22 protein-coding genes and 1 pseudogene are annotated in these 26035 nt (G+C 61.7%); 7 read left to right on the top strand and 16 right to left on the bottom strand.

All coding sequences use genetic code 11. From position 1 onward, the window contains the following. Window positions 1-96: 96 nt before the first annotated feature. Together OKW40_RS28935 and OKW40_RS28930 are read left to right on the top strand one after the other, a co-directional pair. Window positions 97-1413 (top strand): hypothetical protein, encoded by a 1317-nt coding sequence (locus OKW40_RS28935; RefSeq protein ID WP_429492989.1) that lies wholly within the window; start codon window positions 97-99, stop codon window positions 1411-1413. Window positions 1414-1921: 508 nt separating this feature from the next. After that, window positions 1922-2404 carry a 2OG-Fe(II) oxygenase gene (locus tag OKW40_RS28930; protein ID WP_090810248.1) on the top strand — a complete coding sequence of 161 codons (483 nt, stop codon included), beginning with the start codon at window positions 1922-1924 and terminating at the stop codon, window positions 2402-2404. A 243-nt stretch (window positions 2405-2647) separates the two neighbouring features. On the opposite strand, the gene OKW40_RS28925 is transcribed toward OKW40_RS28930, so the two are convergent. The 6 genes from OKW40_RS28925 to OKW40_RS28900 form a co-directional block, all read right to left on the bottom strand. Further along, on the bottom strand, window positions 2648-3292 hold the full coding sequence (locus OKW40_RS28925; RefSeq protein ID WP_429492988.1) for a hypothetical protein: 645 nt from the start codon (window positions 3290-3292) through the stop codon (window positions 2648-2650). A gap of 433 nt (window positions 3293-3725) precedes the next feature. Further along, window positions 3726-4451, bottom strand: a complete 726-nt coding sequence (locus OKW40_RS28920; RefSeq protein ID WP_429492986.1) for a hypothetical protein — start codon at window positions 4449-4451, stop codon at window positions 3726-3728. A 265-nt stretch (window positions 4452-4716) separates the two neighbouring features. After that, a complete protein-coding gene (locus tag OKW40_RS28915) occupies window positions 4717-6033 on the bottom strand; it encodes an MFS transporter (RefSeq protein ID WP_429492984.1) in 1317 nt (438 codons plus the stop codon). A gap of 298 nt (window positions 6034-6331) precedes the next feature. Then, window positions 6332-7258, bottom strand: coding sequence for a ketopantoate reductase family protein (locus tag OKW40_RS28910; RefSeq protein WP_184061626.1), 927 nt, complete (start codon window positions 7256-7258; stop codon window positions 6332-6334). A gap of 11 nt (window positions 7259-7269) precedes the next feature. Continuing rightward, complete coding sequence (locus tag OKW40_RS28905) at window positions 7270-8349, bottom strand: isocitrate/isopropylmalate dehydrogenase family protein (RefSeq protein ID WP_429404235.1); 1080 nt, start codon at window positions 8347-8349, stop codon at window positions 7270-7272. Between the two features lie 121 nt (window positions 8350-8470). Further along, the gene (locus OKW40_RS28900) at window positions 8471-9376 is read right to left on the bottom strand and encodes a LysR family transcriptional regulator (RefSeq protein WP_429492982.1); all 906 of its coding nucleotides are present in this window, start codon (window positions 9374-9376) and stop codon (window positions 8471-8473) included. A gap of 566 nt (window positions 9377-9942) precedes the next feature. Here OKW40_RS28900 and OKW40_RS28895 point away from each other — a divergent pair. Continuing rightward, on the top strand, window positions 9943-10941 hold the full coding sequence (locus OKW40_RS28895; RefSeq protein ID WP_184061629.1) for a class I SAM-dependent methyltransferase: 999 nt from the start codon (window positions 9943-9945) through the stop codon (window positions 10939-10941). Window positions 10942-11429: 488 nt separating this feature from the next. On the opposite strand, the gene OKW40_RS28890 is transcribed toward OKW40_RS28895, so the two are convergent. The 9 genes and pseudogenes from OKW40_RS28890 to OKW40_RS28850 form a co-directional block, all read right to left on the bottom strand. Further along, the gene (locus tag OKW40_RS28890) at window positions 11430-11672 is read right to left on the bottom strand and encodes a hypothetical protein (RefSeq protein WP_429494017.1); all 243 of its coding nucleotides are present in this window, start codon (window positions 11670-11672) and stop codon (window positions 11430-11432) included. Continuing rightward, a pseudogene (locus OKW40_RS28885) lies at window positions 11653-11814 on the bottom strand (MFS transporter); the annotation flags it as partial. The pseudogene OKW40_RS28885 and the gene OKW40_RS28890, both read right to left, overlap by 20 nt. A 198-nt stretch (window positions 11815-12012) precedes the next feature. Continuing rightward, entirely contained in the window at window positions 12013-13557 is a 1545-nt protein-coding gene (locus tag OKW40_RS28880) for an alkaline phosphatase family protein (protein WP_429492980.1), read from the bottom strand. Between the two features lie 151 nt (window positions 13558-13708). After that, window positions 13709-14401, bottom strand: coding sequence for a hypothetical protein (locus OKW40_RS28875; RefSeq protein ID WP_429492978.1), 693 nt, complete (start codon window positions 14399-14401; stop codon window positions 13709-13711). Next, window positions 14401-14883, bottom strand: a complete 483-nt coding sequence (locus OKW40_RS28870) for a glycoside hydrolase family 108 protein (protein WP_429492976.1) — start codon at window positions 14881-14883, stop codon at window positions 14401-14403. The genes OKW40_RS28875 and OKW40_RS28870 overlap by 1 nt, the downstream gene beginning before the upstream one ends. Window positions 14884-14937: 54 nt before the next feature. Continuing rightward, complete coding sequence (locus OKW40_RS28865; RefSeq protein WP_429492974.1) at window positions 14938-16410, bottom strand: tetratricopeptide repeat protein; 1473 nt, start codon at window positions 16408-16410, stop codon at window positions 14938-14940. A 287-nt stretch (window positions 16411-16697) separates the two neighbouring features. Beyond that, window positions 16698-17561 (bottom strand): ABC transporter permease, encoded by an 864-nt coding sequence (locus tag OKW40_RS28860; RefSeq protein ID WP_184061632.1) that lies wholly within the window; start codon window positions 17559-17561, stop codon window positions 16698-16700. Between the two features lie 16 nt (window positions 17562-17577). Then, entirely contained in the window at window positions 17578-18372 is a 795-nt protein-coding gene (locus OKW40_RS28855; RefSeq protein ID WP_184024643.1) for an ABC transporter ATP-binding protein, read from the bottom strand. A 39-nt stretch (window positions 18373-18411) separates the two neighbouring features. After that, window positions 18412-19431, bottom strand: a complete 1020-nt coding sequence (locus OKW40_RS28850; protein ID WP_018423693.1) for an ABC transporter substrate-binding protein — start codon at window positions 19429-19431, stop codon at window positions 18412-18414. A gap of 292 nt (window positions 19432-19723) precedes the next feature. On the opposite strand from OKW40_RS28850, the gene OKW40_RS28845 reads away from it, so the two are divergent. From OKW40_RS28845 to OKW40_RS28835, 3 genes are all read left to right on the top strand, one after another. After that, on the top strand, window positions 19724-20401 hold the full coding sequence (locus OKW40_RS28845; protein WP_018423692.1) for a response regulator: 678 nt from the start codon (window positions 19724-19726) through the stop codon (window positions 20399-20401). Window positions 20402-20403: 2 nt separating this feature from the next. Then, window positions 20404-21789, top strand: coding sequence for a sensor histidine kinase (locus OKW40_RS28840; protein ID WP_429492971.1), 1386 nt, complete (start codon window positions 20404-20406; stop codon window positions 21787-21789). Between the two features lie 127 nt (window positions 21790-21916). Continuing rightward, a complete protein-coding gene (locus tag OKW40_RS28835; RefSeq protein ID WP_429492969.1) occupies window positions 21917-22957 on the top strand; it encodes an ABC transporter substrate-binding protein in 1041 nt (346 codons plus the stop codon). 153 nt (window positions 22958-23110) lie between these two features. On the opposite strand, the gene OKW40_RS28830 is transcribed toward OKW40_RS28835, so the two are convergent. Then, a complete protein-coding gene (locus OKW40_RS28830; RefSeq protein WP_429492967.1) occupies window positions 23111-23950 on the bottom strand; it encodes a DNA-binding transcriptional regulator in 840 nt (279 codons plus the stop codon). Between the two features lie 221 nt (window positions 23951-24171). Here OKW40_RS28830 and OKW40_RS28825 point away from each other — a divergent pair, with 221 nt between their 5' ends. Beyond that, window positions 24172-26034 (top strand): bifunctional 3-(3-hydroxy-phenyl)propionate/3-hydroxycinnamic acid hydroxylase, encoded by a 1863-nt coding sequence (locus OKW40_RS28825; RefSeq protein ID WP_429492965.1) that lies wholly within the window; start codon window positions 24172-24174, stop codon window positions 26032-26034. The last annotated feature ends 1 nt before the right edge of the window (window position 26035 follow it).

The following is a 26035-nucleotide window of genomic DNA, read 5'->3' as shown; positions in this document are numbered from 1 at the left end:
GGACATTCGGTCTCAGTATGCATTTCATTGCGGCACTTCGCCGTGCCTTCCTGAAACAGGCGAATGATGCCCGGTTCTCGGGCGATGGAGGACGCTATGTATTCCTTGTTGCCAATATTGGGACCTGATCCTGACGCCCCCGTGAGCGCGGAAGCATACTCATTGGGTAATGATGGTCAGGCAGCCGGAACCACATTTGTGAACGACGAGGGGCAATCGCGGCCGGTTGGCGCGCAATGGCTAAACGGCTGGCTTACCTCTACCCTTGCGCCTCCGAATCACACGACCCTCTGGGGTATCAACGACGGCCTTATCGCTGTGGGCAGCATGACAACGGACAACTACGCAACCGAGTCCGCCATCATCGTCGACGCCGGGAATGTGACTGACCTCTCGAACCTGGTCGGGCCGATCTCATGGGCGGCCGATGTCAACGATCAGGGGCTCGTTTGCGGCGGCGGCACTAACGGAGAGGGTTTCCTGTTCAGCGTGCCCGCAAACCGTCTCGTTGCCACTGTTCCGGCGCTTAATCTTGCCGTGATAAACAACCAGGGAGAAGCAGTTGGCTTTAGTGATTCCGGGAAGCCGGGAGTACATAGCGTCGCGAGCGGCACCACAAAGATGCTGGATGCGATGGAAAGCGCGTACGGCATTAACGACGCCGGGGTAGCCTGCGGAGCAGCCGGCACGCCGCCCACATACAAGGCCGTTCCGGGAACGTGCGACACACGGCAGGCGACGCCGGTCTTTCAGCCTATCCCGCTGCCCGCTGGAGCAACCGAGGGTACTGCAACGGCAATCAACAACAGTGGTGATGTGGTCGGCAGTTGCGTGTTTGACGATCCGTCGTTAAACAACGGCTTTCATTTTGGAGCTTTTCTCTATCAAAACGGAACGACGACGCTTCTGGACAAGCTGATTTCGGATCCCGGATGGCATCTGGAGGTTGTGTTCGATATCAACGCTAGCGGACAGATCATCGGGATGGGGAAGCAGAACGGCACTTTGACGGCTTTCATGCTGTCACCCACGACGAGCTGGCCATGGTGGCATTTTCCGTTGCCGGTACTTGTAGGGCGCCTTCTCGGGGGTGTGGCCGATGACGCAGGTGGTTCGCTAGTTCTTGGCGGAAGGCCGATTCCAATCGATCCGTGGGGCCCCTGGCTGCAACTACAGCCGGAAAAGCGCGATGCGCTCATTGCACTAGCGATCGACGAGATCGCGAGTTCTATCTTTGACGAAGCGACCCGCGTGCAGGTGCGAACGACGTTGGTTGAAGCCGCAACCAGCCGCCTGAAAGGTATGAATGTCAGACGCGGTCGAACCGGACTGCGGCAAACCTCGAAACGAAACGCGGAGATTCCCAGAAAGCACGGGCTTCCAGTGAGCTGGCTAAAGAAGTTTGGCCGCTAGCGTCAACCTGGCGGATTCAACCGGTCGATGCAATAGTTCGATCGAATCGTTCAGCCGATGTTTCGTAATCCAGGGTCTTTCGTGGTCGCTCGTTCAGCCTTCGTCCCACTCGTGTAGACTGCGCGGTTGTCCCAACAGATCGACCACCTCGACCCGGCTCTTCCTCCTGGGTCCGGCGTGTGTCAATGCCCGCGTTCGACGCGCCCCCGACAACGCTTGATGGTTTTGACCAGCTGGTAGCAGACCCGAGCGAGTACTCGATCGAGCCGCCAGCGGAAGAACAAATAAAACGGATGCATTTCTGGAACACCCCCTGATTGAAGCGGAAATCGAATTGCTGGTTGATTGCCTGATCGACGACGCCGCGCCGGACGAGGCAATCGATGTCGCGTCGAATTCCCGATCCAGCGAATTCGACATCGCGACACGCGCGCTCGCCGTCGACGGCTGGTGTGTCGTGTCGAACTTTTTGTCACAGAGCCAGACGCAGGCCTTATCGACCGAATGCATGGCCATGCACGACGCGCAGCTGCTGACACCAGCCCGTGTGGGGGCCAATCGCGCTGCCACACTTTTGCGCGGCGATAGCACGCACTGGTTCCAACCCGACGCGCTGAGCACGCGGCAGCAGGCGTTCGCCGATCGCATCGACGCGCTACGGAACGCGCTCAACCGCGACCTGTTTCTCGGTCTGGTCGATAGCGAATCACACTACGCGGTATATCCGCCAGGTGCCGGATACGCACGCCACCTCGACTGCCTGCGTAACAGTGACAGCCGCGTGATTTCCGCTGTGTTCTACCTCAACGAAGCGTGGCAGGACGCCGAGGGCGGCGCACTGCGGCTATACCTTGCCGATCAGTCTTATCACGACGTCTTTCCGCGCGCCGGAACGCTGCTCTTGTTTCTCTCGGCGGAGTTTGAACACGAGGTGCTGCCCGCCACGCGCGACCGCATGAGCATTGCATGCTGGATGAGGCAGCGGGTGTAAGCCGAACCGCGTGCGCATCTGTGGTTAGCGTCCAGGATCGCGCCCTTTCGGATCAGCTTGACAATCAATTGCCGGATTTCGTTAGCGTCCAGTTCGGCATGGTGCCGATGGCATACGCGCGAAGCCAACGCCGAGTCACGACAATGTGGCCGAGCTCGGAAGCTCAATCAAGCCGTGAGCCCTCCTTTCGCCCCCGTCACCCTGGGTGCAGCAGACGCGGGAACAGAGTCCTCAAAAAGTAGCTCAGCGTTGGAGATTTTCCTCGCAATCTTCCCAGTACCGAAGCGGGTCGCGATGTTGTGGATAGTGTAAGTTGAGCCACTCTGACAACCTGGCCCAATCGGGATGGTTGGTACCAGTTTGAGCCGACCAGATCGACGACCTCTCAAGTACTCGACCGTTCACGCGATCACGGACGAGCAAGCTGCCCAGTCCGCTTGAACTGTTCGTCTGTGACTCAACCAGATACCGCGGCAGAATCCTGAGCTCAGCATCCTCGGCCCACCCGTATATGGCGCGGACCACGCCGGACGGATCTCGCAACTCTACGGGTCCGCTTTCCGGGCGAACGGCTGTCCAACCTTCAGGAAACTCAGTGACAACCTCGTTTTTACCTTCCCTTACCCACTTCGCCCGCCATGCCCTCGCCATCGACTCGCGCATGCGAGATACCGACTCGTAGGCAGCAGGCAACTCGATCGCCATCGGAAGAGTAATGAGGTTGTCTTTCCAGAGTTTGGCTTCGTCGTCGACGCGCTCGACCTCGTCGAACACCCCTGCATCGAATGGGTTCTCTGGCCGGCTCGATACTTTCACGTTCCCATTAGGCAGACCCTCGAAAAGGCGCTCAGCATCATGGCGGGTAAGTTTCGTCTTTGCTTTCTTCATTTGGCTCTCTGCAACAAGGTTGTCGCTAACGCGTAGGCCATAACGACCGAAATCGGGCGCCACTTCCTCTCACGCGCGGTTGAAGATGCTCACGATCCTATTCTGCGCTATTCGCATGTTATACCGGCTTGCGCGGCGGCAATGGCACGGCTTATGCCGCCGCTCCTGCCGCCGGACATCAGACGGGTCGATCCTCGCACAGGATCAGAGGATGAGCGGACGGGCGTCTAACGATTCCAGCAAACTATTGCATCCACCGGTTGAATCCGCCACCCTTTGCAGACGGTCACGATAAGTGGAATTCTACGGCCGGTATCAGAGGCGATTGAGCCACTTGGCACGCCTGCATTCCGACTAGCTTCTCCCGCGCCCCGGAAGGAATTGACCCAGTTATCAAGCAAGCGCCGTGGCGGCTGATCGCAAAGGCTTACCACTAGAATTCGGACTGCGGGAACGGCGATGCACCATTGAGCCAGTCGTAATGCTCAACATTGACTCTTGACTTCAGTACACCTTTGTTGCGAACGTTGCCGTCGTCATCTTGAGCGTTATCCGACGAAAATCTCAGCGCCACACCGACGGTGGCGTCCGCAAACCGTGCTGTCAGATTTGCGCTGCTCGTGCAGTCTACCGGTGCACTCAGGGTGCCGGTTGTCACGATCGCTCCTCTTTCCAGCGTCCGACCTTGGCGCGCGAACTCCTTCCAAAGGAACGCAAGGGATTCAAACGGCCGAGTTCGATCATCGCCATTAAGCGTTGATGCGATACGCTCACCGTTGCGCCAGATGCCCGCATCCTCATCAAAGGAACAATCATCTGCAAAGGGGATTTGCTCGCCGCAGATTAGTGCGTGGAATCCAAGGTTATCGGCAACGAAGCTAGGCTGTGCGACTGCTTTCCTGTCGATGTATCGGCTACACACGACCTCGATGGCAACAAAAGCACGATCAAGCATTGACGTATCGAACGCCTCTTTTGCAGGAGAAACCGTGCGACCGAAGCGAAAAGCAACCTCGGTTTCAAGCGTCGCACGACTATCGACGCGAAAATTGAGGATGCTGCCCGAAGGTGGACTCGCGATTGGACCAAGCACCCGGTGGCAGGAGCGTTGATTAACTCGCCGCGCAGTCCGCGCGGCGAGGCACCCGCGATTTTCCATCCAATCACTGGCTCGCCGATACGCTCGACAAAAAGCGCCTGTGCGGCGTAGCCGCCACTCAGCGAACTGGGTCTTGATCCGGGCGGCAAGTCTCCAAGCCCCAGCCCGGTCTGCCACGACCATTCCAAGTGGGCCGCGGCGGCAGCGGGATCGAAACGCATCTGTTCCATTCCTTCAACGTGGGCGTGCTCTGTTACACAGTGGACGAATAGCTCGGGGAAAAGGAAGCCCCGCCCTAACGGCAAGGCTGTCGTTCCGAGTTGGCTTAGACGTCCTTGGCTCGAAGTTGAGCCGGGAAGGCCCAGATAGCGATCGCTGCGCAAAGCACGCACAATGCGACGATCGTGTAGAGCGCAGGAGTTGTGCTTCCGGTCAAATCGCTAATACGGCCGACCATCACAGGGCTGACGATGCCGCCCAATTGCCCGATCGAATTGATCAGTGCGATACCGCCCGCAGCACCCACACCGGTCACAACCTTAGGCGGGAGTGTCCAGAACGCCGGAATCGTGGTCAGCATGCCCGTACCGAGAACAATCAGGGCGACGACCAGCGCAACCGGGTTCTTCGCGAAGATGCCCGCGCCAAGAAAGCCTAAGGCGGTGAGCAGCATGCAACCTGCGAAAACCATTCGACGATTCCCAGAACGATCGCCCAGCTTGCCCATCGTGAGCATCCCGATGCCACCAAACAAGTACGGGAGGGCTGTGAGTAGACCGATGGTAGAGGGGTCTTTAATTCCCGACGAGCGAATGAGCTGTGGCATCCAGAAGTTCATTCCGTAGGACGCGATCTGAACGAGGAAGTACGCCAGCGCCAGAATCAGGAAGGCCTTCGACTTCAACGCACCGAGAAACGAGTGGCTTTCGGCCTTCTTCGCGTCGGCATCGAGTTTGGACCGCAAAAGAATCTTCTCGTCGTCATTGAGCCATTTGGCATCTTCGACACGATCGTCAAAGCGGAAGAGCACCACGAACCCCAGCAGCACGCAGGGCAAGCCACCGATCAGAAAGATCCAATGCCATGCGGCCATACCCATGAAGCCGTCGAAGTGCGAGAGGATGAAGCCCGACAAAGGCGCACCGAGGACGCCGGAGAACGCCAGGGCGAGAAAAAGCAGCCCACTGACGCGGCCGCGATGCTTCGCAGGAAACCAGGTCGAAAGGTAATAGAGGACGCCTGGTGCGAAACCCGCCTCCATCGCGCCGATGATAAAGCGAGCAATGTAGAACTGCGTCTCGCTCCGAACGAAGACCATGCACGCCGTGGCGATGCCCCACGAGATCATGATGCGCGCGATCCATTTGCGCGGTCCGACACGAAAGAGAAACAGATTGCTCGGAACTTCGCAGGCAACGTACCCCACTACGAACAGGGCAGCACCCAGGCCGTAGGCAGTATCGCTCAGCGCAAGCTCCTTCTGCAGATGAAATTTCGCAAAGCTGATGTTGATTCGATCAAACCATGCGAACAGATAGCAGATGATGATGAGCGGAATAACGCGAAGTTTGACCTTCAACATTAGCGCTGTTTCGGCATCGCGTATTGCTACGCCACCTTCCAATGCCTTATTGATTTGCATATGCTGCCCCTTATGTCTCTGGTAAAGGGTAGGTGTCGCGGCGTTGTTTTAACGCAGCGTCCAAAACCGTATGTCCGGGTAAGTTCGGCTCGATAGGAACGGCTCAGTTCAACTGCGCAGGCCCGGAATCTTTTTTTGCGTTCTCGTTTCCAAGGAGCTGTTCCTGCACGCGACTGATTCGCTATTTGCCTTGGCGGCTCATGATTGTCTCCATTTCGCTTGTTTAGTATCGGTGCGATGCACCTGTCACTGTCGGAGGAAGAACGACACCCACCCGTTGCCGGGTGGGTGGATCTCATTACTTGGTGAAGTTGGCTTCGCGCGCCTTGATGATCGCGACTACCGTGTCATTGACAGGAGTCGGCACGCCGTACTTCCTGCCTTCGCGAGAAATTGATCCGTTGATCGCTTCGACTTCGCCGCGACGGCCGAGGTTATAGTCGAGCAGCATCGAGGGGCGAGCATTGGGAATCTTGCTTCCAAGCTTGCGAATGTGCTCGATCGGATCGCCCACATCGAGGCGGATGCCAGCGGCTTTCGCCACCGCAATCGCTTCTTCCGCCGCGCCCTTTGCTACACTCCAGGCACTGGGGTTCGCCATTACTTCGCCGATGGTCATTCCCGTTGCACACGTGGTGCCCGAGAACGCGACGTTCATGATCAGCTTTTCCCAAACCATCTGATCAAGATCGCCGAAGATCGCAACCTTGAAGCCCGACGAGCGCCAGATTTCAGCAGACGCTTCGAGGTCATCACGCGACAGACCACGATAAGCGCCGAAGCGAATCATTTCCATGCCGTTGTGGTGTGCATGACCGGGTGCGCGAATCGATGCTCCAAAGCCTCCTACAACGCCTATCGCGATCCGGTTCTCTCCGAGGATCGTCGCAGCCTTTTCGGCAGAGCCCAAACCGTTCTGAATGGTTTGAACAACTGTCTTCGGACCGAGGAGTTGTTCCGAGGCACGAGCGGCAGCCTCAACGTCGAACGCCTTCGTCGCGATGATGACGAGATCGCACTCGCCAATACCATCGGTTGTCGTGCTGGCGTGAATCGGCACCGTGCGGTCGCCGCTGGCACCTTCAACACGCAGTCCTTTCTTTTGCATCGCGGCCACGTGATCGGGCCACAGACAGATCGCATGTACTTCGTGGCCGGCGCTCACCATCAGACCAGCGTATACGGAGCCCATTGCTCCGCTGCCTACAATCGCTATCTTCGCCATTTCCGTGCTCCTTAGTGGCTAAGCACGGAGATGATTGCCTTCGTGACGCTTTCCGTGTTGCCGTTGCCGCCGATGTCCGGGGTGCGCGGACCGTCTTGCAACACCTTGGCAGTCGCCTGGCGAATCGCCGCAGCAACCTTTTCGCAACGCGGATCGTCATTCTGTCGGGCGATCCATTCGAGCATCATCGCAGCGGACAAGATCGTTGCAACCGGGTTGGCTACGCCCTTGCCGGCGATGTCCGGCGCGCTGCCGTGGCTCGGCTGGAAGATGCCGTGCTTCAGGCTCACGTCGCCCGAGGGTGCGACGCCGAGACCACCCACCACACCGGCTGCGATTTCCGAGGTGATATCGCCGAAAACGTTCTCAGTCACCACCACGTCATAGCGTTCCGGGTTGGTGACAAACATCATCGAACCGGCGTCGATGTAAATCCGGGCAGTGCCGATGTCGGGGTGACGTTCCGCGACTTCATCGAACACCTTGCGCAGAAAGGCGTTGCTGCGCAGCACGTTCGACTTGTCCAGCAGCGTGACGTGACCGGGCGTGCCATGTGTCTCGCGACGCTGCCTGGCTTGCTCGAACGCCAGTTCAAAGAGTTTTTCGCTGGTAGCGCGGGTGATCGTCAGGCGATCGCTGACAGCTTCATTGCTGGATTCCTGCTTGTCGTGACGACCAGCGAACAGACCTTCCGTCGTCTCACGGATGACGAGCATGTTTACTTTCTCGGCCTTTACACGCGTCGGCACGCCGGGGAACAGCTCGCAGGGACGCAAGCTCGCGAACAGGCCATAGCGTTCGCGCAGATCGATTTGAGGCGCAATTTCGGTACCGTCATCCTTGCGAACAGTCGGCAGACCCATCGCGCCCAGGAGAACAGCGTCTGCCTCGCCGACGGCAACCGCGTCAGCTTCGGCCATTGATTCGCCAGTGCGCTGGTAGAGGTTTGCGCCTGCTTCGTAGGTCGTGTATTTCAGCTCGACGCCTTCGTTCCCAGCCGCCGCCTTCAGGACGCCAACCGCAGCGTCAACCACTTCAGGACCGATACCGTCGCCCGGCAGGAGGGCGATTTCGTATTGCGCCTTGCTCATCTTCGTGTCTCCAGATCTAACCGGCGCCGTTGCGGTGCCGTTGGGTCAAATAATGGAGAAGGCGGGCTGGTCCGTGAATTAGTCTTTCGCTAGCCAGCCGTAACGAACCGTTATGGCTGCCTCACGCCTCACGGCGCGCGGCCGCGCGAGCCTGAAGGTGCACTACAAGGCTCTCAGCCGCTGGCGAGAGGGCTTCGCGGTTGCGAATCGCGATGCCGAGGCGACGACGTGCCCAAGGCTCCTCGAGGGGCACTTCGGTAATTCCTAAGCGTTTGACGAAAAGTTTGGTGAGGTTGCGAGGAGCAACCGCAATGCCAAGGCCTGACGAAACCATCAAGCAAAGAGCATCGTAGCCGGTGACCTGTATCCGGAGCCTGAACTCCTTTTGGAGCCGATTGGCGATCTGGGTGAGCTGAGTGTTGATCGCACTCCCAGTACGAAGCCCTACGAAATCCCACGAGAGAGTCTCCTCGAACCGGGTATGTCTTCTGCCTGCCAGCGGATGGTCGCGCCGCACCACCACGGCCAACTCGTCTTCCTCATAGGGCAGAGTCTCGACGCTCTCTGCGTGAGGCTCGACAGTGAAGATTCCGACGTCTGCGGCGTTCTCAGCGACTGAACGCAGCGTGACAAGGCTGTTGCGTTCCTCGAGCCGGATCTCGACTGCCGGATGGTCGGCAAGAAAGGTCCCGAGGTCATCGGGCAGGAACTGGGTTATCGCCGAGATATTTGAAAAAACTCGCACCTGCCCCCGCGTACCGGAGGCGAAATCCAGCATCTCGCTGTGAATGTCGTCGAGGTAGTTGACGGCGCGACGTGCAAGATTCAGCAAGACATACCCAGCAGCAGTTGGCTCGACGCCTTTATGATGGCGCGTCAACAAAGTGGTTCGCAGTGTTTCTTCGAGCGCGCTGATGCGCTTACTCACGGCCGGCGCGGCGATGTGCTCTCGTTCCGCGGCGGCTGCGATGCTTCCTTCTTCGACCACAGCGATGAAAAAGCTGAGAGAAACGGGATCAAGCTTCATAGGCGGCTCTCTGGCCATTCGTTGCACGCACTAAATTCATTGCTTCAGCGTCCCTTTGGCATCAGGGGAGGAGTTTAACTGACCCACTCGTGGCGCCCCCCGGGCGAACGCCCAGTGCCCAGTGTATTGATCCCGCGCTAGCCCAATGTCAACGGTGCAATCCCTCAAAGGGCGCCTCTCGAGGTCGCACTTTGATAGCGCTTGTTCCGGTACTGATGCATCGATTCGCCTGGATACTTGGATGGCTGGCCGGTACCAGGGTGGGACTGGTCATTTGGATGTCGGATTGCGGCGGCTGTCAAACGTCGACTTATGGCCGAACCCAGAAATTCGGGTTCCGGCCGAGACTCACGGAGTGCGCCAGCGCCGCGAATTCGGGATTCCGCTGAATGCGAGCAGGCCTGCGGAGTGGCCGCTCGCCCCGCTCCAATCAGAGGTTCGACACGCAGCCATTATTCGACTAGGCTTATCAGAAGCCCCATGCTGCACAAACGCGTTGAAAACCCGCCAAGAAAGACTCGATTCAAACATCTGTTTGCAGGGTATCTCACGATAGGCTACCGACCATGGACGACATCTCTCCGCAGGCCTTCGTCGATGCCGCGATAGCCTATCAGAAGACTGCCGCGGTGAAAGCCGCCGTCGAGCTCGATCTGTTCACCGCGATAGCGGACGAGCACGGCGACGTTAAGCGTATAGCCGAGCGGGTAAAGGCCGCCGAGCGCGGTGTGCGCATACTCTGCGACTTTCTGACCGTGCACGGGTTTCTGCAGAAGGAAACGGGACAGTACCGATTGACGCCGTCGACCACCGCATTCCTGACGACTTCCTCGCCGGCCTGGATGGGGAGCATCGTGGATTTCCTGGCGGCTCCTGAAATGACGGCACTGTGGCTGGACGACCCCGCCGCGTTCGTTCGCAACGGAGGAGCCGTGGGGCTGGGCAACATCGAGCCCGAGCATCCCGTCTGGGTGAAGTTTGCGCGTGCGATGGCACCGTTCGTGACACAAACCGCACAGAGCATCGCGCAACACGTGAGTGCGCGGCCTCAGGCACCGAAGCGCGTGCTGGACATTGCAGCCGGGCATGGGCTGTTCGGAATCGCGATCGCCGAAGCGATTCCCGGCGCGGAAATCGTGGCGACCGACTGGCAACCGGTTCTCGAGGTCGCGACGGAGAACGCCGCAGCGGCCGGTGTCAGTTCGCGTTACCGCACGGTCGCCGGCAGTGCGTTCGAAGTCGATTGGGGTACGAATTTCGATCTGGCGCTGGTCACGAACTTCCTGCACCACTTCGATCCGCCAACCTGCGTGGAATTACTCTCGAAAGTCCGCAGGAGCCTCAGTCCCGCAGGGCGAGCGCTCGCGGTGGAATTTGTTCCCGACGAGGATCGCGTGTCGCCGCCGTTCGCCGCCGCGTTTTCCTTTATGATGCTTGCGTCCACGCCGCAAGGCGACGCGTACACCGCGCGCGAACTCGAGCAAATGGGCCGCGAAGCCGGCTTTTCCAACGTAACGGTGATGCCGCTGCCACCTTCGCCGCAAGCCCTCGTTGCATTCGAGTAGCGCACACCCCTCGCGCTCCAGGCACCGCATTTCGTAATGGAGACGGCGTTCAGACGATGTCGATGTTGAAGGTTGCGCTGCCGGCCGACCTGACGGTCGACGCCGGGGTGTGCTCGGCACGGGCGCGGGCGGCTATCTTCCGCCGTCGCGAACGCCCGACGACGTATGCTCTTGCTGACGTACAAAACCTGGTCGATCTTGCTCATCCTGCGGGTCGATGCCGCTCGCAGCCTCGTCGATACCGGAGAACTCTCACTTGCAGTAATCGCCAGAGAGACCGGATTTGGCGATACCGAAAGAATGCGCAGAGCATTCGTCAGGACGCTCGACCACCCCCTCATTGCTTCACGGAATTTTCAAGAAGGGTTCCGCACCTTGTCCACGGCTCAGTCCCCGCACATGGTTGCGGCGCGATTGGCAGCAAACGTGTACACGGCGATCCGTCAGCGGGCCGCGCATAATCGTTGCCTGCCTGAAGGCGGTACGTTTCAGCGGAGATCGAAGTACGGATGCCGAAAGCAGGCGCGTCCGGCGACGCCAAGCACATCACTTGCGGGCTGGATGGTCGCCACCGCGAGACCCGCTCCTGCGAACGCGCACGCGCCGGACACCAGCGCGACTGCGCGCAGCGCGTCAGTGATGGCGTCGGCTTCCGCCTTCGCCACGGGTGTCTGCGGCGGCGTATGAGCATCGCCGGCTGCCGCCGCGGCTTGCGCGTCCGGCTCCAGCAACCGCCCGGTCTGGCAGCTTGTCGCCCATCGATCCGCCCACCAGCACAAAGGACCCGAGAAAGAGCAGGTAGGCGTTGACGATCCACTGCATCGCCGCAACGCTCGCGTGGAGCTCCCTCTGAATGGCAGGCAGCGCTGCGCTGCGGCGGTCCCGAACCGAAATTCCCGGTTTCTGTGGCACGATTCACCGTCCGCTTCACTGATACCGTCACTGCCAACCGGGCACTGCCAACCGGCCACTGCGTCAAGACTATTGAAATAGTCGAAGAAATCCAAGGTCCCCGATTTCACGAACTCTGGCATCCGCCGACGTTCCGCACTACCACCGCTTTGCGGCGTGCTATTTCTCCGGGACCGGACTGACGGGCGAGGCCGTTTCTTCCGCATCGTCTCGCGCGATGCCCGGCGTCGTCTCACGGACCGATTGCCGCAAGCGCGTGAACGCCTGGCTCGTGCGTGCATCGCGTTGGTCGCGTGCGTCGTAGAAGTCCTTGCTGAGCCACTGGCCGAGACTCATCATCAGCGAGCCCAACGCGCTCTTGAAGCGCACCCATGCGTTGCCGGTGCGCGCCAGTTGCGCGGCCGCCTCGACCGCCTCGGCGGCGAGCCGGTCCAGTTCCGCGTGCAGATAGTCGGCGAAGTGATGCAGGCCATGCTGATTGCCATTCGACGATTTGCGCTCCAGTTCGACGTGCTGCGCAATCAGCGATTGATTGGGCACGCGAATAAACGGCGGCGTATCGGTGCGCGCGCCGCCGCCACGGCGAATCGCCACACCGAGGTTCGCGGACGCCTCGGTGCGCTTGCCGAGCGGTGGCATTTGCCACTTGTCGCACAGGTACTTCAGCAGGCTGCAATGATCGAATCGTTCGTTGCACACGCCGGCTTCGCACCACGGTGACACCAGGATGGCGGGAACACGCACGCCGAGTCGTTTGAAATCGAAGCTCGCGGTGTGGTCGTCGGGCGCGAGCACGTCGGCCGGCGGCGATACGTGGTCGTAGAAACCGCCGTGCTCATCGTAGAGGACCACCAGTAACGTGCGCTCCCACAGCGCCTGATTCGAGCGCAGCGCATTGTAGGTATCCCCGATCAGCTTCTCTGCCTTCATGATGTTGTGCGGCGGATGATCGTCGTTCTGCGCTTCGCCGAAGTACTTCGGCTCGATCAGTACGAATTGCGGAAACTGACTGGCGGGTCCCGCTGCGTCCTCGAAGAATTGATCGAAAGAGCGGTAATTCGCAAGGTTTTCCGCGCGTCGCTGGTTCTTCAGCAGCAACGAGGCGGGGAAGTCGTAGAAATAGACGCTCCACGTTTTGCGCGCGGCGTTCAGCCGATCGAAAATCGTGTCCTGATCCTGCTCGGTGTACCAGTGCGGATTGAGCCCGTCGAGTCCCGAAGGCATTCCGATCTCGCCTTTCGACGTACCCGTCAGCGCGAAAAAACGGTTGGGCCACGTCGGCCCCGGCAATGACGAGAACCACCGGTCGCACACGGTGAATTGCGAACCGAGCGTGTGCAGCGCGGGCAGAAAGCCGAGCGGGTAATAGCCCATCACGTCTTGCCGCGCGGCGAGGCTGCTCTTCGGGTAGTCGTTCACGAACGTACGCACGAAACCGCTGTTGTCGGCGGCGATCTGTTCCATCACGGCCTTGTGCTCGTGATTCGGATCGTGCTTCATCTGCCGCTCGCGCGTTTCACGCGGATAGAAGGTGTGGCCTTGACCGTCGGCGTTCGATTTGCCGGCCGCGTTGCGCACGCCGTCCAGTTTGTCGTGCACGGCGTCGAGGCAGCCGAGCATCTGGTCGAACGAGTGATTCTCCATCAACAGTAGCATGACGTGTTCGATCGGATCGTTCTGCGCGTTCTGCTCGACGTCACTCATCTTTTATCGCTCCACTCGGGACGGGATGGACTTCGCGTTGCCAACTTAGCGCAAAACGCGCGCTGGCGAAAGAGCCCTGCTTTGAGGCGGACATGCACGCGACGGTCAATGTACTTCGTCGCATGCATGATTCGCTTAACATAGCATCGACTCAACTGCCGCCCGAGAAGATCGGACCTTGCCCGCCCGGCGCGAACGATGGGAAGTGGTCGCCGGACGGCGCGGCCGCCGCCGGTGCTTGCGCTCCCGACTGCGACGCCGGTTCGCGCAACGTCAACGCGCTATCGGCCGTGATCGGCACGCTCGGCTTCGCGAGCAGCTCGGTCTTGCGCATCGAGCCGACCGACGTGCCGAAGTAATAGCCGATGATGCTGATCCACGCGGTTCCCAACGCGCCGACGATCACGTTGACGAGATCCTTGTTGGTACCCGGCAAAGGCTGGAACGCCATCAGCAGCAAAATGCCGAAGAAGCCGGCGGTGACGGCCATCGCGAGCACCTTCGGGACCCAGTCGCGATTGGCGACACCCATCGCGCGTGCATTCGCGGTGTCGCTCGTGGCGATGCGGGCCATGTCGGCGTCGTGCGCGAGGCTCGACTGCGCGGCCGTCACCATCAACTGCTGCAATTGCAGCGAATTCGCGCTTTCGGCCTGGCGAAGTTTTTCGAGTGCGCCGGGGTCGTTCAACGCGGGTTCCACGAAGGCCGGGTCGCTCGGCGTGCCGAGCGCGTGCGAGATGATCGCGGCGGCAGCGGTCACGCCGAGGCCGACCGGCCCCCCTACGAGCCCGGCGAGAAGCGGGGCGGTGCTGTTGATATTCTTCGCTACTTTAGACCAGTCCATCATGCTGCTCCCAGGAGAAGATTGGCTGCAATGCGTTCGGTCCAGCCGCGGCTGAAACTCGGCCACGAATGCAGGTTCCGCAGGTACCGCAGACGATACGCGGCGAAGCGCATCACGAACTTCATCGGATCGGCGTTCTTGACTGCATCGAGCGTGTCGGGGCCGAACTTGCCGTCTTCCCTGGCGCCGGACGCTTTCTGCATCCACAGCACGACGAGGCCGCCGTTGTAGTTCGCATCGAAAATCTGGAAAGCCACGCGCGGATCGAGTTCGTCGAGATGCAACGGGTCCCAGTACCTGCGCTTGGCGATCTGATGGGCGGTATCGAGCGGCAGGTCTTTCATCGCGCCGTTATAGCCCTCACTGCGCGCGACGCGCGCTGTCACACCCCACATCGTTTCGCCGCCTGGATCGGCCGGATTGAAGCTGTACCCGCCTTCGTTTCCGATCAAGGCTTTGAATGCATCTTCGAAGCTGTCCATCGAACTGTCTCCTGTTCGGCTGTGTTGCCAACTCAAATGGCGAATGCGCGCGGCTCAGGCCGCTCGCATCGCCCGTCCTACGGCGTCGCTTACCGTATCGAGCGATGCCCGAAGCGGGTGCGACGTCATGGGATTCGAAACGGGCTTGACGCGCAGGTCAGGCCTCGATGTCCGGGTGTCGGCTTCGTCGGGCGGTGCGTCCGTCGAGAGCGCCAGCTCGCGTTCGCGCGCCGACAACGTGCCGGCGTCGAGCTGCAATGCCTGTGCATACTTGCGCGCGGCCTCGCGCAGCGCGCCTTTGTGTTCCAGCGCGTGGCCCCATTCCACATAGGACGGCGCGAGATCGGGACGCAACGCGACGGCGTGCGACAGCTTGTCGATTGCTTCGTCGTCGTGGCCGGTTTTGACGAGCGCCTCGGCCCAGTCGTGCAGCGTGTCGACGGAGTCGGGGTTCATCTTGGCAGCCTGCCTGAACGCTGCGAGAGCTTCGCGATCGTGCTTCTTCGAATGCAACAGCACGTCGCCGAGCAGTCGCAGGTTTTCAGCGGTGCGCGACTTTTCCTTCGCGCCGGCCCGCAGTTCCTTTAGCGCATCGTCGATGCGGTTCTGCTGTTCGAGCGCAATGCCGAGACTCGCGCGCAGCACCGCCGAGTGCTTGTATTGGGTCAATGCTTCACGGATCTGCTGCTCGGCTTCTGTCGAGCGCTGCTGACTGTCGAGCAACCACGCCTTACCCGCGACTGCCCATTGGGCTTGCTCGGATGAGGGCAACGCGAGGACTTCGTCATAGATCCCGACGATCTCGCGATAGTCGCATTGCGCGAGCGAGCATTTGGTCTTTTTTTGGACCTGCGTGAACAGATGACTGGCGAGGATGTTAGGTTCGGCGAGGCGCATCGCCGTGACTGCGATGTCGCGCACGAGCTTTTCGAGGTCGCGCCCTTCGAACGGCACCGTGCTTTCGCGGCCGTTGAACGGTCCGTGTTCTATCTGCACGTGCGCGACGTATGAATCCGTGCTGCCATTCGTCTTCGTGATGCCGATGTGCACGGCGACATCGTCGCGTTGGAGCACCCCTTTGATGAAGCGCACCGTCGTCGCATACGACATTTCCTGACCCGGAATCTGGATGTCCTGTTGCGCGTCGTTGCTGGTCATCGTGTCGTGCGGAATCGATTCGGCATCCTGGCCGATTTCCTTCATCGCCGACATGATCCGCTCGGCGAGAAAGTTCGCCGTATAGCCGCGCTCGGTCAACGTTTGCGGTGTCTCCACCGGCGGTACCAGCAATTGACGCGTGAGCACGCCGCGCACGACGAGGCAGATGGAACCGATCGTCAGTAGGATGAACAGCCAGGGCAGGACATACGGCCAGAGGCGTTTCGGTCCGCGGCCGATCACACCGGCGGTGCGCAAGCCGAACAGCACGAATCCGCTCGAATGATGACGATCGCGGCGATTCGCGGCGCGCATGAACGGGCCGCCGTACCCGTTGGTTGACCGGCGTTGACTCTGTGCACTCGACATGACTCACCTCGCTTCGATCCGCGATCGATGTTGGCAATCGCCTGACTTGCGCGGTGGGGTACGCATCGAGCGTGCCATAGCGCATGGAACCGGCTGGGCAGCCGGATGTTGGCTTCTGGTGGGGGATTGAAAGAAAGAAGTGTTGCGAGGTGACCAACGTATTGCGAAAAACAGTTTGCTGGCGGGAGACAGGATGTGCGTTAGCAAATAAAAATGCCGCTCAGTCCAGAAGACTGAGCGGCATCGGTGCAGCGAACTACTGTTTGTGGACTCTGCGCTGCCCTGGCTTAAACCGAACTCGGCCGCCACTTCAACAATCGACTCTCCACCGCGGTCAGCAGGTAGTCGGCGGCAAGCGCGACCACCGCCAGCACGATCATCGCCGCGAACACGCCGGCCGCATTGAACGCGCCCTGCGCGGTGGAGATCAGCAAGCCGATGCCCTGCTTCGAGCCGAGAAACTCGCCGACCACCGCGCCGACCAGCGCAAAGCCGAAGCTCACGTGCAGGCTCGCGAGAATCCAGCTCAGCGCCGACGGAATCACGACCGAGGTCGTCACCTGACGGCGCGACGCGCCGAGAATCTGCGCATTCGCGATCATGTAGCGATCCGCTTCGCGCACGCCCTGGAACGCGTTGGCGAACACGACGAAAAACACCATCACGACCGCGAGCGCGACTTTCGACGCCATGCCGAGCCCGAGCGCGATCACGAACACCGAGCCGAGCACGACGCGCGGGATCGAGTTGGCGATCTTGATGTAGAGACTGAACACGTCGGAGAGCAGCTTGTTGCGGCCGAGCACGATGCCGCAGAAGATGCCCCCGATCGAACCGATGATGAAGCCGAGCCCCGTTTCCTCGAGCGTGACCCACACCTGCGTGAGCAGCGGCCCTTGCGAGGTACCGTTCACGAACCAGTCGACGATCTGAGCGAAGATCTCGGTCGGCATCGAGAAGAAGAAAGGGTCGATCCACTTCAGGCGCGCGGACAGTTCCCAGCCGCCGAGCACGACCACGAGCAGGAGAATGCGCAGCGAAATCACCAGAACCTGGCGCTGGCGGATCTTCTTCTGCGCAATACGCTCGACGTGAGCGAGCGACGCGGCGTCGATGCCCGAGGGCATCATCTGTTGAGAGGGTGTAGACATGTTTGCCGTTCCTTGATTAACCGATCTGCACTTCTTCGCGCAGGTCATGCCAGATATCGCGCGAAATTTCGATGAAGCGTGAGTCGTAGCGGATCTCCGATGTGACGCGCGGTCGCGGCAGATCGATTTCGTAGACTTTCTTCAGCGTGGCGGGGCGGGCAGTTAGCACGAACACGCGGTCGGCGAGCGCAATCGCTTCTTCGAGGTCGTGCGTGACGAACACGACCGAGCCGGCGCCGCCCCACAATTGCAGCAACTCGTCCTGCATCAATGTGCGCGTCTGCATGTCGAGCGCCGAGAACGGCTCGTCCATCAGCAGGATTTCCGGCTTGTTGATGAAGGTCTGCGCAAGCGCGACGCGCTTGCGCATGCCGCCGGACAGTTGATGCGGATAGTGCTTGCCGAACTTGTCGAGGCCAACGCGGCGCAGCCATTCGTTTGCTTCATCGTAAGCGGCCGATTTCGAGCGGCCGCGATACAGCGGACCCGCCGCGACGTTGTCGAGCACCGAGCGCCAGGGAAACACCGCATCGGCCTGAAACACGAAACCGATGCGCGGATCGATGCCGTCCACCGGCGCGCCCATCACGCGCACTTCGCCGGTGGTCGGCTTCAGCAAGCCGGTGATCATGCTGAGCGTGGTGGACTTGCCGCAGCCGGTCGGGCCGACCACCGCGACGAATTCGCCGCGTGCCACCGACATGCTGAAGTCGCGCAGCGCGATCGTGGCCTTGCCGTCCGGGGAAATGAAACGGCACGACACGTTGCGCATTTCGATCGCTGGCGTCTCGCGTGACATAGGTTGATTCATCGGCGGGTGCCTCGCAGTTCTGTGAAGATGAAAGAAGCGTTACTTCGACGCGGTCTTGACCGGCGCCGACACGTAGTCGTTGGTGTAGGTCTTGGCGAGATCGATATGCTTGCCCTTCACCGACGGATTGAATGCGGACAGCACCTTCAGCACCGTATCCGGGCCGTCGGCGGGCATCTTGCCGTCCTTCGTGAACATCGGCAGCGACGCCTTCAGCGCGTTCACGTACAGGTCCTTGTTGTTGCCGTAGTAGTCTTTCGGCATCTGTGCGGCGATGTCCTCGGCGCTATGCGTCGCGATGTAGTTCAGCGTCTTCGCGAACGCGTGCGAGAGCTTCGCGGCCTCGTCCTTGTGCGCTTCGGCCCACGCGCGCTGCACGTAGAAGCTCGAAGCGGGGTAGGTGCCGCCGAGCGCGGCGCGCGTGCCGTCCACGTTGCGCATGTCGACCAGCACCTTCGCGTCGCCGGTCTTGAGCAGTTGCGAGACGGTCGGCTCGGTGGTCATGCCGGCGTCGATGCGGCCTTGCTTGACGGCGGCGATGAAGCTGTTGTCCGCGCCGACCGGCAACATCGTGTATTGCGTCGACGGCACGCCCGCGCGCTGCGCGAGGTACTGCGTGAGGAAGCTGGTCGACGAACCGAGGCCGGTCACGCCGAGCGTCTTGCCTTTGACGTCGGCCATGCTCTTCAGCGAATCGGCCGCCTTCGTCGAGACCATCTCTACTTCGCCCGGCACCTGGCCGAAGACGACGAGCGCCTGCACTTCCTTGCCCTTGCTCTGCAGGTCGATCGTATGATCGTAGAAGCCGACCACGCCTTGCACCGCGCCCGCGAGCAGTTCGTTCTCCGCATCGACACCGGCCGGCTGCGACAGGATCTCGACGTCGAGGCCTTCGTCCTTGAAGTAACCGAGCTGCTCGGTGAGCTTGGCCGGCAGATAGATGATCTTGGTGGCGCCGCCGACCATGATCGTGATCTTCTCGGCGTGAGCGGCGGCCGAAGCGGCGGCAAGGGCGAACGCAACTCCTGACACAGCGGCAATCTGGCGCAAGGTACGCATGAAGCAGTCTCCTTAGGTGGGTCGCCGCGACCCCGTGGTGCGCGGCGCTTTTCTGGGTCAATGGGGGCGATTATAGAAACGCGAAACCTTCTGGCAGCTTTCGGGGTTTGGCGCAAAACATGGGTGTTAACCCGAAAAAGCGCCGAAAATGCGCCGAAAATGCGCCGACATTGCGCGCGGATCGGCACTGCGCTCGCGGCGGGCACTGGACGTATGCGGCAAACCACACGGTATGCGCGCGGCCCTCTTGTTTTAAGGCACAATCGACGACCTGACTTTTGCCGTTGCCGCCATGAAGCTGCTGCTGATCGAAGACAACCCCACGCTTGCGCACTGGCTCGCGAAAATGCTGGAGCAGGAAGCCTTCGCGCTCGACGCCGTGCAGGACGGCGATGAAGCCGACCGCCTGCTGCGCACCAATCACTACGACGTAATCCTGCTCGACCTGAACCTGCCGAAGCTGTCGGGCAAGAACGTGCTGCGCCGGCTGCGTCAGCGTGGCGACGCGACGCCGGTGCTGATCCTCACCGCGAGCGGCTCGATCGACGAGAAGGTGGAGCTGCTCGGCGCCGGCGCCGACGACTATCTGGTGAAGCCGTTCGAAGTGCGCGAGCTGATCGCGCGCATCAAGGTGGCGATTCGGCGGCAGTCGCCGTCGAAAGCGGGCGAGGTGGTGTGCGGCGATCTGTCGTTCGACATCGACACGCGCCAGTTCACGCTGAAGGGCGCGCCGCTGAACGTGACGCCGCGCGAGCGTTCGGTGCTCGAAGCGCTGATCCTGCGCCTCGGCAAGACGGTGACGAAGCCGGCGCTCGTCGATGCGATCTTCACGCTCGCCGACGAGCCGAGCGAGGATGCGGTCGAGATCTACATTTCGCGTCTGCGCAAGAAGCTCGATGGCAGCTCGGCCGCGATCGTCACGCTGCGCGGGCTCGGCTATCTGCTGCGCAAGCGGGAAGACGACCAGTAACGATGGCCAATAGCCTACGCGTACGCCTGCTGTGGTGGCTGCTCGTCCCGCTCGCGCTTTATGTGTTCGTGACCGGCAAGACCGAGTACGACAACGCGCGGCACACCGCGAATCTGGTGCAGGACAATCAGCTGGTCGCGTCGGCGCGGATGATCGCGGGCGAGGTCGAATGGAGCGACGGCTTTCTGCGTGTCGATGTGCCGCCCGCCGCGCTCGAGATCTTCGCATCGCCGTATCGCGACCAGGTGTTCTATAGCGTGCGTGTCGACGATGGGCGGCTGCTCGCGGGTACGCCTGATTTCCCGCCGCGTCCGCTGCGGGCGCCCGACGTGCCGGATTCGTACTACACGCAGTTGCACGGCCAGCAGGTGCGCGCTGTCGACATCGTGCGGCTCATGTACGACAACGGCGCGACGCGTCCCGTGCGCGTGACGGTCGGCAAGACCGTGCGCTCGCGCGATGCGATGACGCAACAGCTGTGGCGGCCGCAACTCGTGCGCCAGCTCGAAATGATCGCGCTGGCGGTGGCGCTCGTTTGCATCGGGCTCACGTTCGAGTTGCGGCCGTTGATGAAGGTGAAAGACGAGGTGGCCGACCGCGATCCGATGCAGCTCGAACCGATTCGCGTCGAGCGTCTGCATACGGAACTGCGGCCCATCGTCGATGCGATCAATCAGTGCATCGCGCGGCTCGGCGTGCAGGTGGCGGCGCAGCGGCGCTTTATCGCCGACGCCGCGCATCAGTTGCGCACGCCGCTCACGCTGCTCGGCACGCAACTGCAATTCGCGCGGCAGCAGGAAGGCCTCAATCCCGCGCTCGACGAAGCGCTTGCCGCGATGCATCGCAGCAACCGCTCGATGGTCGGGCTCACCAACAAGCTGCTTTTGCTCGCGCAGGCCGAGGCCGCCGACAACTCGCAGCTCGCCATGGAACGCGTCGATCTGGTGCCGCTCGCGATGGAGGTCGTCGAAGATCTCGGCCTGCTCGCGCAGGCACGTGAAATCGATCTGGGCGCGGAATTGCACGGCGCGGCGCCGGTGCTCGGACATCGCGGCTTGTTGCAGGCACTGATCGCGAATCTCGCCGAGAACGCGATTCGCTATACGGGCAGCGGTGGTCACGTGACGGTCGCCGTGAACGCTGATACCGCGGCCAATGCGGTGACGGTCAGCGTGACCGACAACGGCCCCGGCATTCCGGCCGAATCGCGCAGCCGCGTGTTCGAGCCGTTCTTTCGTGCGTCGACGGATACCGAGGGCACGGGCCTCGGTCTTGCGATCGTGCGCGAAATCGCGGACGCCCATCACGGCGAGATCACGCTGAAGGCGGGCGAGGGCGGCAAGGGTGTGCATATCGCCGTGACGTTTCCGCGCGCAACGCCGAAGTGATCGGGACAAACCCGAGGTTCGCGCAACATGCACAGCCGTGAAAAGCATCGGGAAGGATTCGCACCTTCAAAATCACGGGCAGGCGACCCGCGCGGCGCCCGGACACAAGATAACGGAGACACCCCCAATGACGCTTTCCTTGACGCGTTGCTCGCGCGCGGCCTATGCCGCCGTCGCGGCGTCGCTCGCGCTGTGGGCGCTCGCGAGACTCGCGACGCCTGCGCAAGCCGCCGCGCCGGAGAAACTCGCGATCATGGTGGGCGGTACCAACAAGCTCATCTATCTGCCGGCGCGTCTTGCCGAACGGCTCGGCTATTTCAAGGCCGAAGGGCTCGACGTCGAACTGCTGTCGCAGCCGACTGGAATAGACGGCGAAAACGAAATGCTCGCGGGCGCGGTGCAGGGCGTGGTCGGCTTCTACGATCACACGATCGATCTGCAGACACGCGGCAAGGAAGTGAAGACGATCGTCGTGTTCAGCCAGGTGCCCGGCGAAGTGCAACTGGTCGCGGCGAAATCGGCCGATTCGATCCGGAGCATGGCCGACGTGCGCGGTAAAACGCTCGGCGTGACGGGGCTCGGTTCCTCGACGAGTTTTCTCACGCAGTACCTCGCACAGCGCGCGGGCGTGCGGTCCACGCAATACACGCTGCTGCCGGTCGGCGCGGACAGCAGTTTCATCGCGGCGATGCGGCAAGGACGCATTCACGCGGGTATGACGACCGAGCCGACCGTTACTCAACTATTGAAAGCGGGCGACGCCAAAGTACTCGTCGACATGCGCAATGTCGATGGCACGCGCGCCGCGCTCGGAGGCATGTATCCGGCGTCGAGCCTCTATGTGCAAAGCACGTGGCTCGACGCGCATGCCGACGAAGCCGCGAAACTCGCGCGCGCATTCGTCAAGACGCTGCGCTATATGCGCACCCACAACGCGGAACAAATCGCCGCGCAGATGCCAAAAGAAGACATCGGCAACGACAGGGCGCTGTATATCAGCGCATTGCAGGCCTCGCTGCCGATGTACACCGTCGACGGCAAGATGCCAGCCGACGGTCCGCAGACGGTGCTGAAGGTACTGTCGAGCTTCAATCCGGCGGTGAAGGGGCGGCATATCGATCTGTCGCGCACGTTTACCAATCGGTTCGTCGATGAGGTGAAGCCTTGAAAGCGGGTTGACCGCGGGGGTCGCTTCGAGCACAAGATGAAGCTTCACAATGGTTGCGTCGTCGCGACGACGTTTGGCGCGAAGAACCAGTTGCAATTGACGACGGGCATTCGCACGCGGTTCTGAGTTGCGGGACGGCTTGCGAAAGCCACCTCACGACTTGCGCTCGCGTCCCGCACGCGTCTTGCCCGCTTCGCTCCTCGCGCGGGTCTGCGCCGCGAGTTCCTCGACCATCTCCCGCGCGGCCGTCTGCAACTCGGGCACATAGCGCCGCTTCGCTTCCGCGAGCGACACCGCGCGCGACAGAAACACTACGTTCAAGCTCGCGAGCACGCGTTCCTCGAACACGATCGCGACGGCAACCGCGCCGATCTTCCCCTGATCCGCCCAGTCGCCGTGATTCGAGCCGAACCCATCCGCGCGCACGCGTCGCACGAGACTGCGAATCAACGCGTCGTTCGACGCGAGCGCCTTCTGCTCCTCGCCGCCCGCGCCCGCGCGCAGCAGATTGAGAATGTCCTCGCGCTCCTCATCGGGGCACATCGCGAAGTACGCGCGACCCGCCGCGGTCAGCAGGATCGGCAAACGGCGGCCGACCATCGCGCGATGAAACGATAGCGGACTGAAGCGGTGTGTGGTCTCACGGACGATCATCGCGTCGCCGTCGGGCGTGGTCAGATCGGACGGCCACGCGACGCGTTGCAGCAGACGCCCCATCACCGGCGGCGCGATCGTCGCGATACGTTCGTCGTCGGTGAAGCCTTCGCTCAGCGCGCGCACCTTCAGCGTGAGCCGGAAGCTGTCGTCCGACGCGCTGCGCCGCACGAAGCCTTCCTCCATCAACGTTTCGAGCAGCCGCCGCGCGGTGGTGCGATGCAGGCCGGTCAGCTCGCTGATCTGCTGGCTCGTCGCGCGGCCGCTGTCCATCGAGTTGAGCGCCTGCAGCACCTGCAAGCCGCGCGACAGACCTCGCACGTTCGTGTATTTGGTCACTTGAAACCTCAATCAAATCAACTATGTGCATTCTATGCACAATTTCCAGATTTTGTTGAGCGGGCAGGTGGCCGGTCCTAGACTGCCAACAAATCAACGATTTCATGGAGACAGCAAGCTGTTGTCCGCAGGCGATTTTTCGCCATGGCGACAGCCGGTTCCCGCCGCCGCGCTCCGTGAATATCTCGACCCGGTCACTCTGGTCGACATACGGAGACAACATGCCCCAACCGCTCGACCCGGTGGCCGCGCAAGGCCACAGTGGACCCCTCACCACCGACGTCGCGATCATCGGCGCCGGCCCGGTCGGTTTGATGATCGCCAACTATCTCGGCCTGCAGGGCGTGCGCGTCGTGCTGATCGAAAAGCTCGACGGGATCATCGACTATCCGCGCGCAATCGGCCTCGATGACGAAGCGCTGCGCGTGTTTCAGTCCGTCGGCCTCGCCGATGCATTGCTGCCGCACACGACCCCCGATCACTGGATGCGCTTCGTCACGAGCAACGGTCACTGCTTCGCATCGATCGAGCCGCGCACCGACGAATTCGGCTGGTCGCGCCGCAACGCGTTCATTCAGCCGCTGGCCGATCGCGTGTTGTGCGACGGCCTGCAACGCTTCCCGCACGTCGAGGTGCTGTTCGGCCACACGGTCGACTCGTTCACGCAGGACGGCAGCGGCGTCACGATCGAAGCGGAACACGCGCAGAGCGGCCGCCGCACGATCCGCGCGTCGTACATGGTCGGTGCGGACGGCGGCAACAGCTTCGTGCGCCGCACCCTCGACGTGCCGTTCGAGGGCCGCACGAAACCGAATCAGTGGATCGTCGTCGACGTGCGCAACGACCCGATCGGCTCGCCGCACGTGTACATGCATTGCGATCCGCGGCGCCCGTATGTGTCGGCCGCGCTGCCGCACGGGATTCGCCGCTTCGAATTCATGGTAATGCCGGGCGAGACCGAGGAAGAGCTGTCGAAGCCGGAGAACATGGCCGCGCTGATCCGCAAGGTCGTCGCCGAGCCGGAGAAGGTCGACTACATCCGCAAGCGCGTCTATACGCACAACGCGCGCCTCGCGAGCAGCTTCCGCGTGAAGCGCGTGCTGCTCGCCGGCGACGCCGCGCACATCATGCCGGTGTGGCAGGGCCAGGGCTACAACAGCGGTATTCGCGACGCGAGCAACCTCGGCTGGAAACTCGCGATGGTGGTCAAGGGGGTCGCCGGCGATGCGCTGCTCGATAGCTACACCGCCGAGCGCCGCTCGCATGCGCGCTCGATGATCCACCTCTCTGAGGTCGCGGGCGACATCTTCGCGCCGACGAGCCGCTTCGGCATCAAGTTTCGCGACGCGTTCGCGCGTACGTTCAACTGGTTCCCGGCGGTCAAGCGCTACTTCGTCGAAATGCGTTTCAAGCCGATGCCACGCTATGAAAGCGGCGTCGTATTGCTGGCGCGCACGCCGCGCAAGCGTGGCTGGCTCGCGCGCGTGCTCGAACGCTCGGGGCATTCGGCGCCGGGCCGCCTGCTCGGTCTGATGAGCGAGAAACGCGAGTCGCGGCTCGGCCGTCTGGTGTATGGACGCGACCCGCATTGTCATTCGCCGGTCGGCCGCATGTTCATTCAACCGTGCGTGCGCACGGAGAGCGGCGAGGTCGTGCGACTCGACGACGTGCTCGGCAACCGCTTCGCGATCGTCGGCTGGGGCGCGGAACCGACCTTCGGTTTGTCGGAGCAGGCGCGTGCGATCTGGCGGCGGCTCGGCGGCTGCTTCGTGGTCGCGAAGCCGGACACGCAGCTGTCTTTCCATGACGACGTGCCAGAAGACGTCATCGCGATCGGCGATGTGAACACGCGGCTGAAGGACTGGTTCACGCGAGTGCCGGAATCGGTCGTGCTGTTGCGTCCCGATCGTTTCGTCGCGGGCATGGGCTCGCCGCAGCAGGTGTCGCAACTCGTCGTCGAACTCGCGCGGCAGCTGCATCTCGACGTGGCGGGGCGGGCCGACGTGGCCGGTTCTGGCAACGAAGCAGCGTTCGCGCCCGATGCCGTCGCCACTTTCGCCACCGCTGCAACCGCCGGAGCCTGAT

It is taken from the genome of Paraburkholderia sp. RAU6.4a (assembly GCF_050435625.1).
GTDB lineage: Bacteria > Pseudomonadota > Gammaproteobacteria > Burkholderiales > Burkholderiaceae > Paraburkholderia > Paraburkholderia tuberum.
The sequence above is the reverse complement of the archived record's forward strand: the minus strand, read 5'-3'. Positions and strand labels throughout refer to the sequence as shown.

Coding starts and splice junctions, on each gene's coding strand:
- OKW40_RS28935 (WP_429492989.1), top strand. CDS start 97: ATGTATTCCTTGTTGCCAATATTGGGACCTGATCCTGACGCCCCCGTG.
- OKW40_RS28930 (WP_090810248.1), top strand. CDS start 1,922: ATGGCCATGCACGACGCGCAGCTGCTGACACCAGCCCGTGTGGGGGCC.
- OKW40_RS28925 (WP_429492988.1), bottom strand. CDS start 3,292: ATGAAGAAAGCAAAGACGAAACTTACCCGCCATGATGCTGAGCGCCTT.
- OKW40_RS28920 (WP_429492986.1), bottom strand. CDS start 4,451: ATGGAAAATCGCGGGTGCCTCGCCGCGCGGACTGCGCGGCGAGTTAAT.
- OKW40_RS28915 (WP_429492984.1), bottom strand. CDS start 6,033: ATGCAAATCAATAAGGCATTGGAAGGTGGCGTAGCAATACGCGATGCC.
- OKW40_RS28910 (WP_184061626.1), bottom strand. CDS start 7,258: ATGGCGAAGATAGCGATTGTAGGCAGCGGAGCAATGGGCTCCGTATAC.
- OKW40_RS28905 (WP_429404235.1), bottom strand. CDS start 8,349: ATGAGCAAGGCGCAATACGAAATCGCCCTCCTGCCGGGCGACGGTATC.
- OKW40_RS28900 (WP_429492982.1), bottom strand. CDS start 9,376: ATGAAGCTTGATCCCGTTTCTCTCAGCTTTTTCATCGCTGTGGTCGAA.
- OKW40_RS28895 (WP_184061629.1), top strand. CDS start 9,943: ATGGACGACATCTCTCCGCAGGCCTTCGTCGATGCCGCGATAGCCTAT.
- OKW40_RS28880 (WP_429492980.1), bottom strand. CDS start 13,557: ATGAGTGACGTCGAGCAGAACGCGCAGAACGATCCGATCGAACACGTC.
- OKW40_RS28875 (WP_429492978.1), bottom strand. CDS start 14,401: ATGGACTGGTCTAAAGTAGCGAAGAATATCAACAGCACCGCCCCGCTT.
- OKW40_RS28870 (WP_429492976.1), bottom strand. CDS start 14,883: ATGGACAGCTTCGAAGATGCATTCAAAGCCTTGATCGGAAACGAAGGC.
- OKW40_RS28865 (WP_429492974.1), bottom strand. CDS start 16,410: ATGTCGAGTGCACAGAGTCAACGCCGGTCAACCAACGGGTACGGCGGC.
- OKW40_RS28860 (WP_184061632.1), bottom strand. CDS start 17,561: ATGTCTACACCCTCTCAACAGATGATGCCCTCGGGCATCGACGCCGCG.
- OKW40_RS28855 (WP_184024643.1), bottom strand. CDS start 18,372: ATGAATCAACCTATGTCACGCGAGACGCCAGCGATCGAAATGCGCAAC.
- OKW40_RS28850 (WP_018423693.1), bottom strand. CDS start 19,431: ATGCGTACCTTGCGCCAGATTGCCGCTGTGTCAGGAGTTGCGTTCGCC.
- OKW40_RS28845 (WP_018423692.1), top strand. CDS start 19,724: ATGAAGCTGCTGCTGATCGAAGACAACCCCACGCTTGCGCACTGGCTC.
- OKW40_RS28840 (WP_429492971.1), top strand. CDS start 20,404: ATGGCCAATAGCCTACGCGTACGCCTGCTGTGGTGGCTGCTCGTCCCG.
- OKW40_RS28835 (WP_429492969.1), top strand. CDS start 21,917: ATGACGCTTTCCTTGACGCGTTGCTCGCGCGCGGCCTATGCCGCCGTC.
- OKW40_RS28825 (WP_429492965.1), top strand. CDS start 24,172: ATGCCCCAACCGCTCGACCCGGTGGCCGCGCAAGGCCACAGTGGACCC.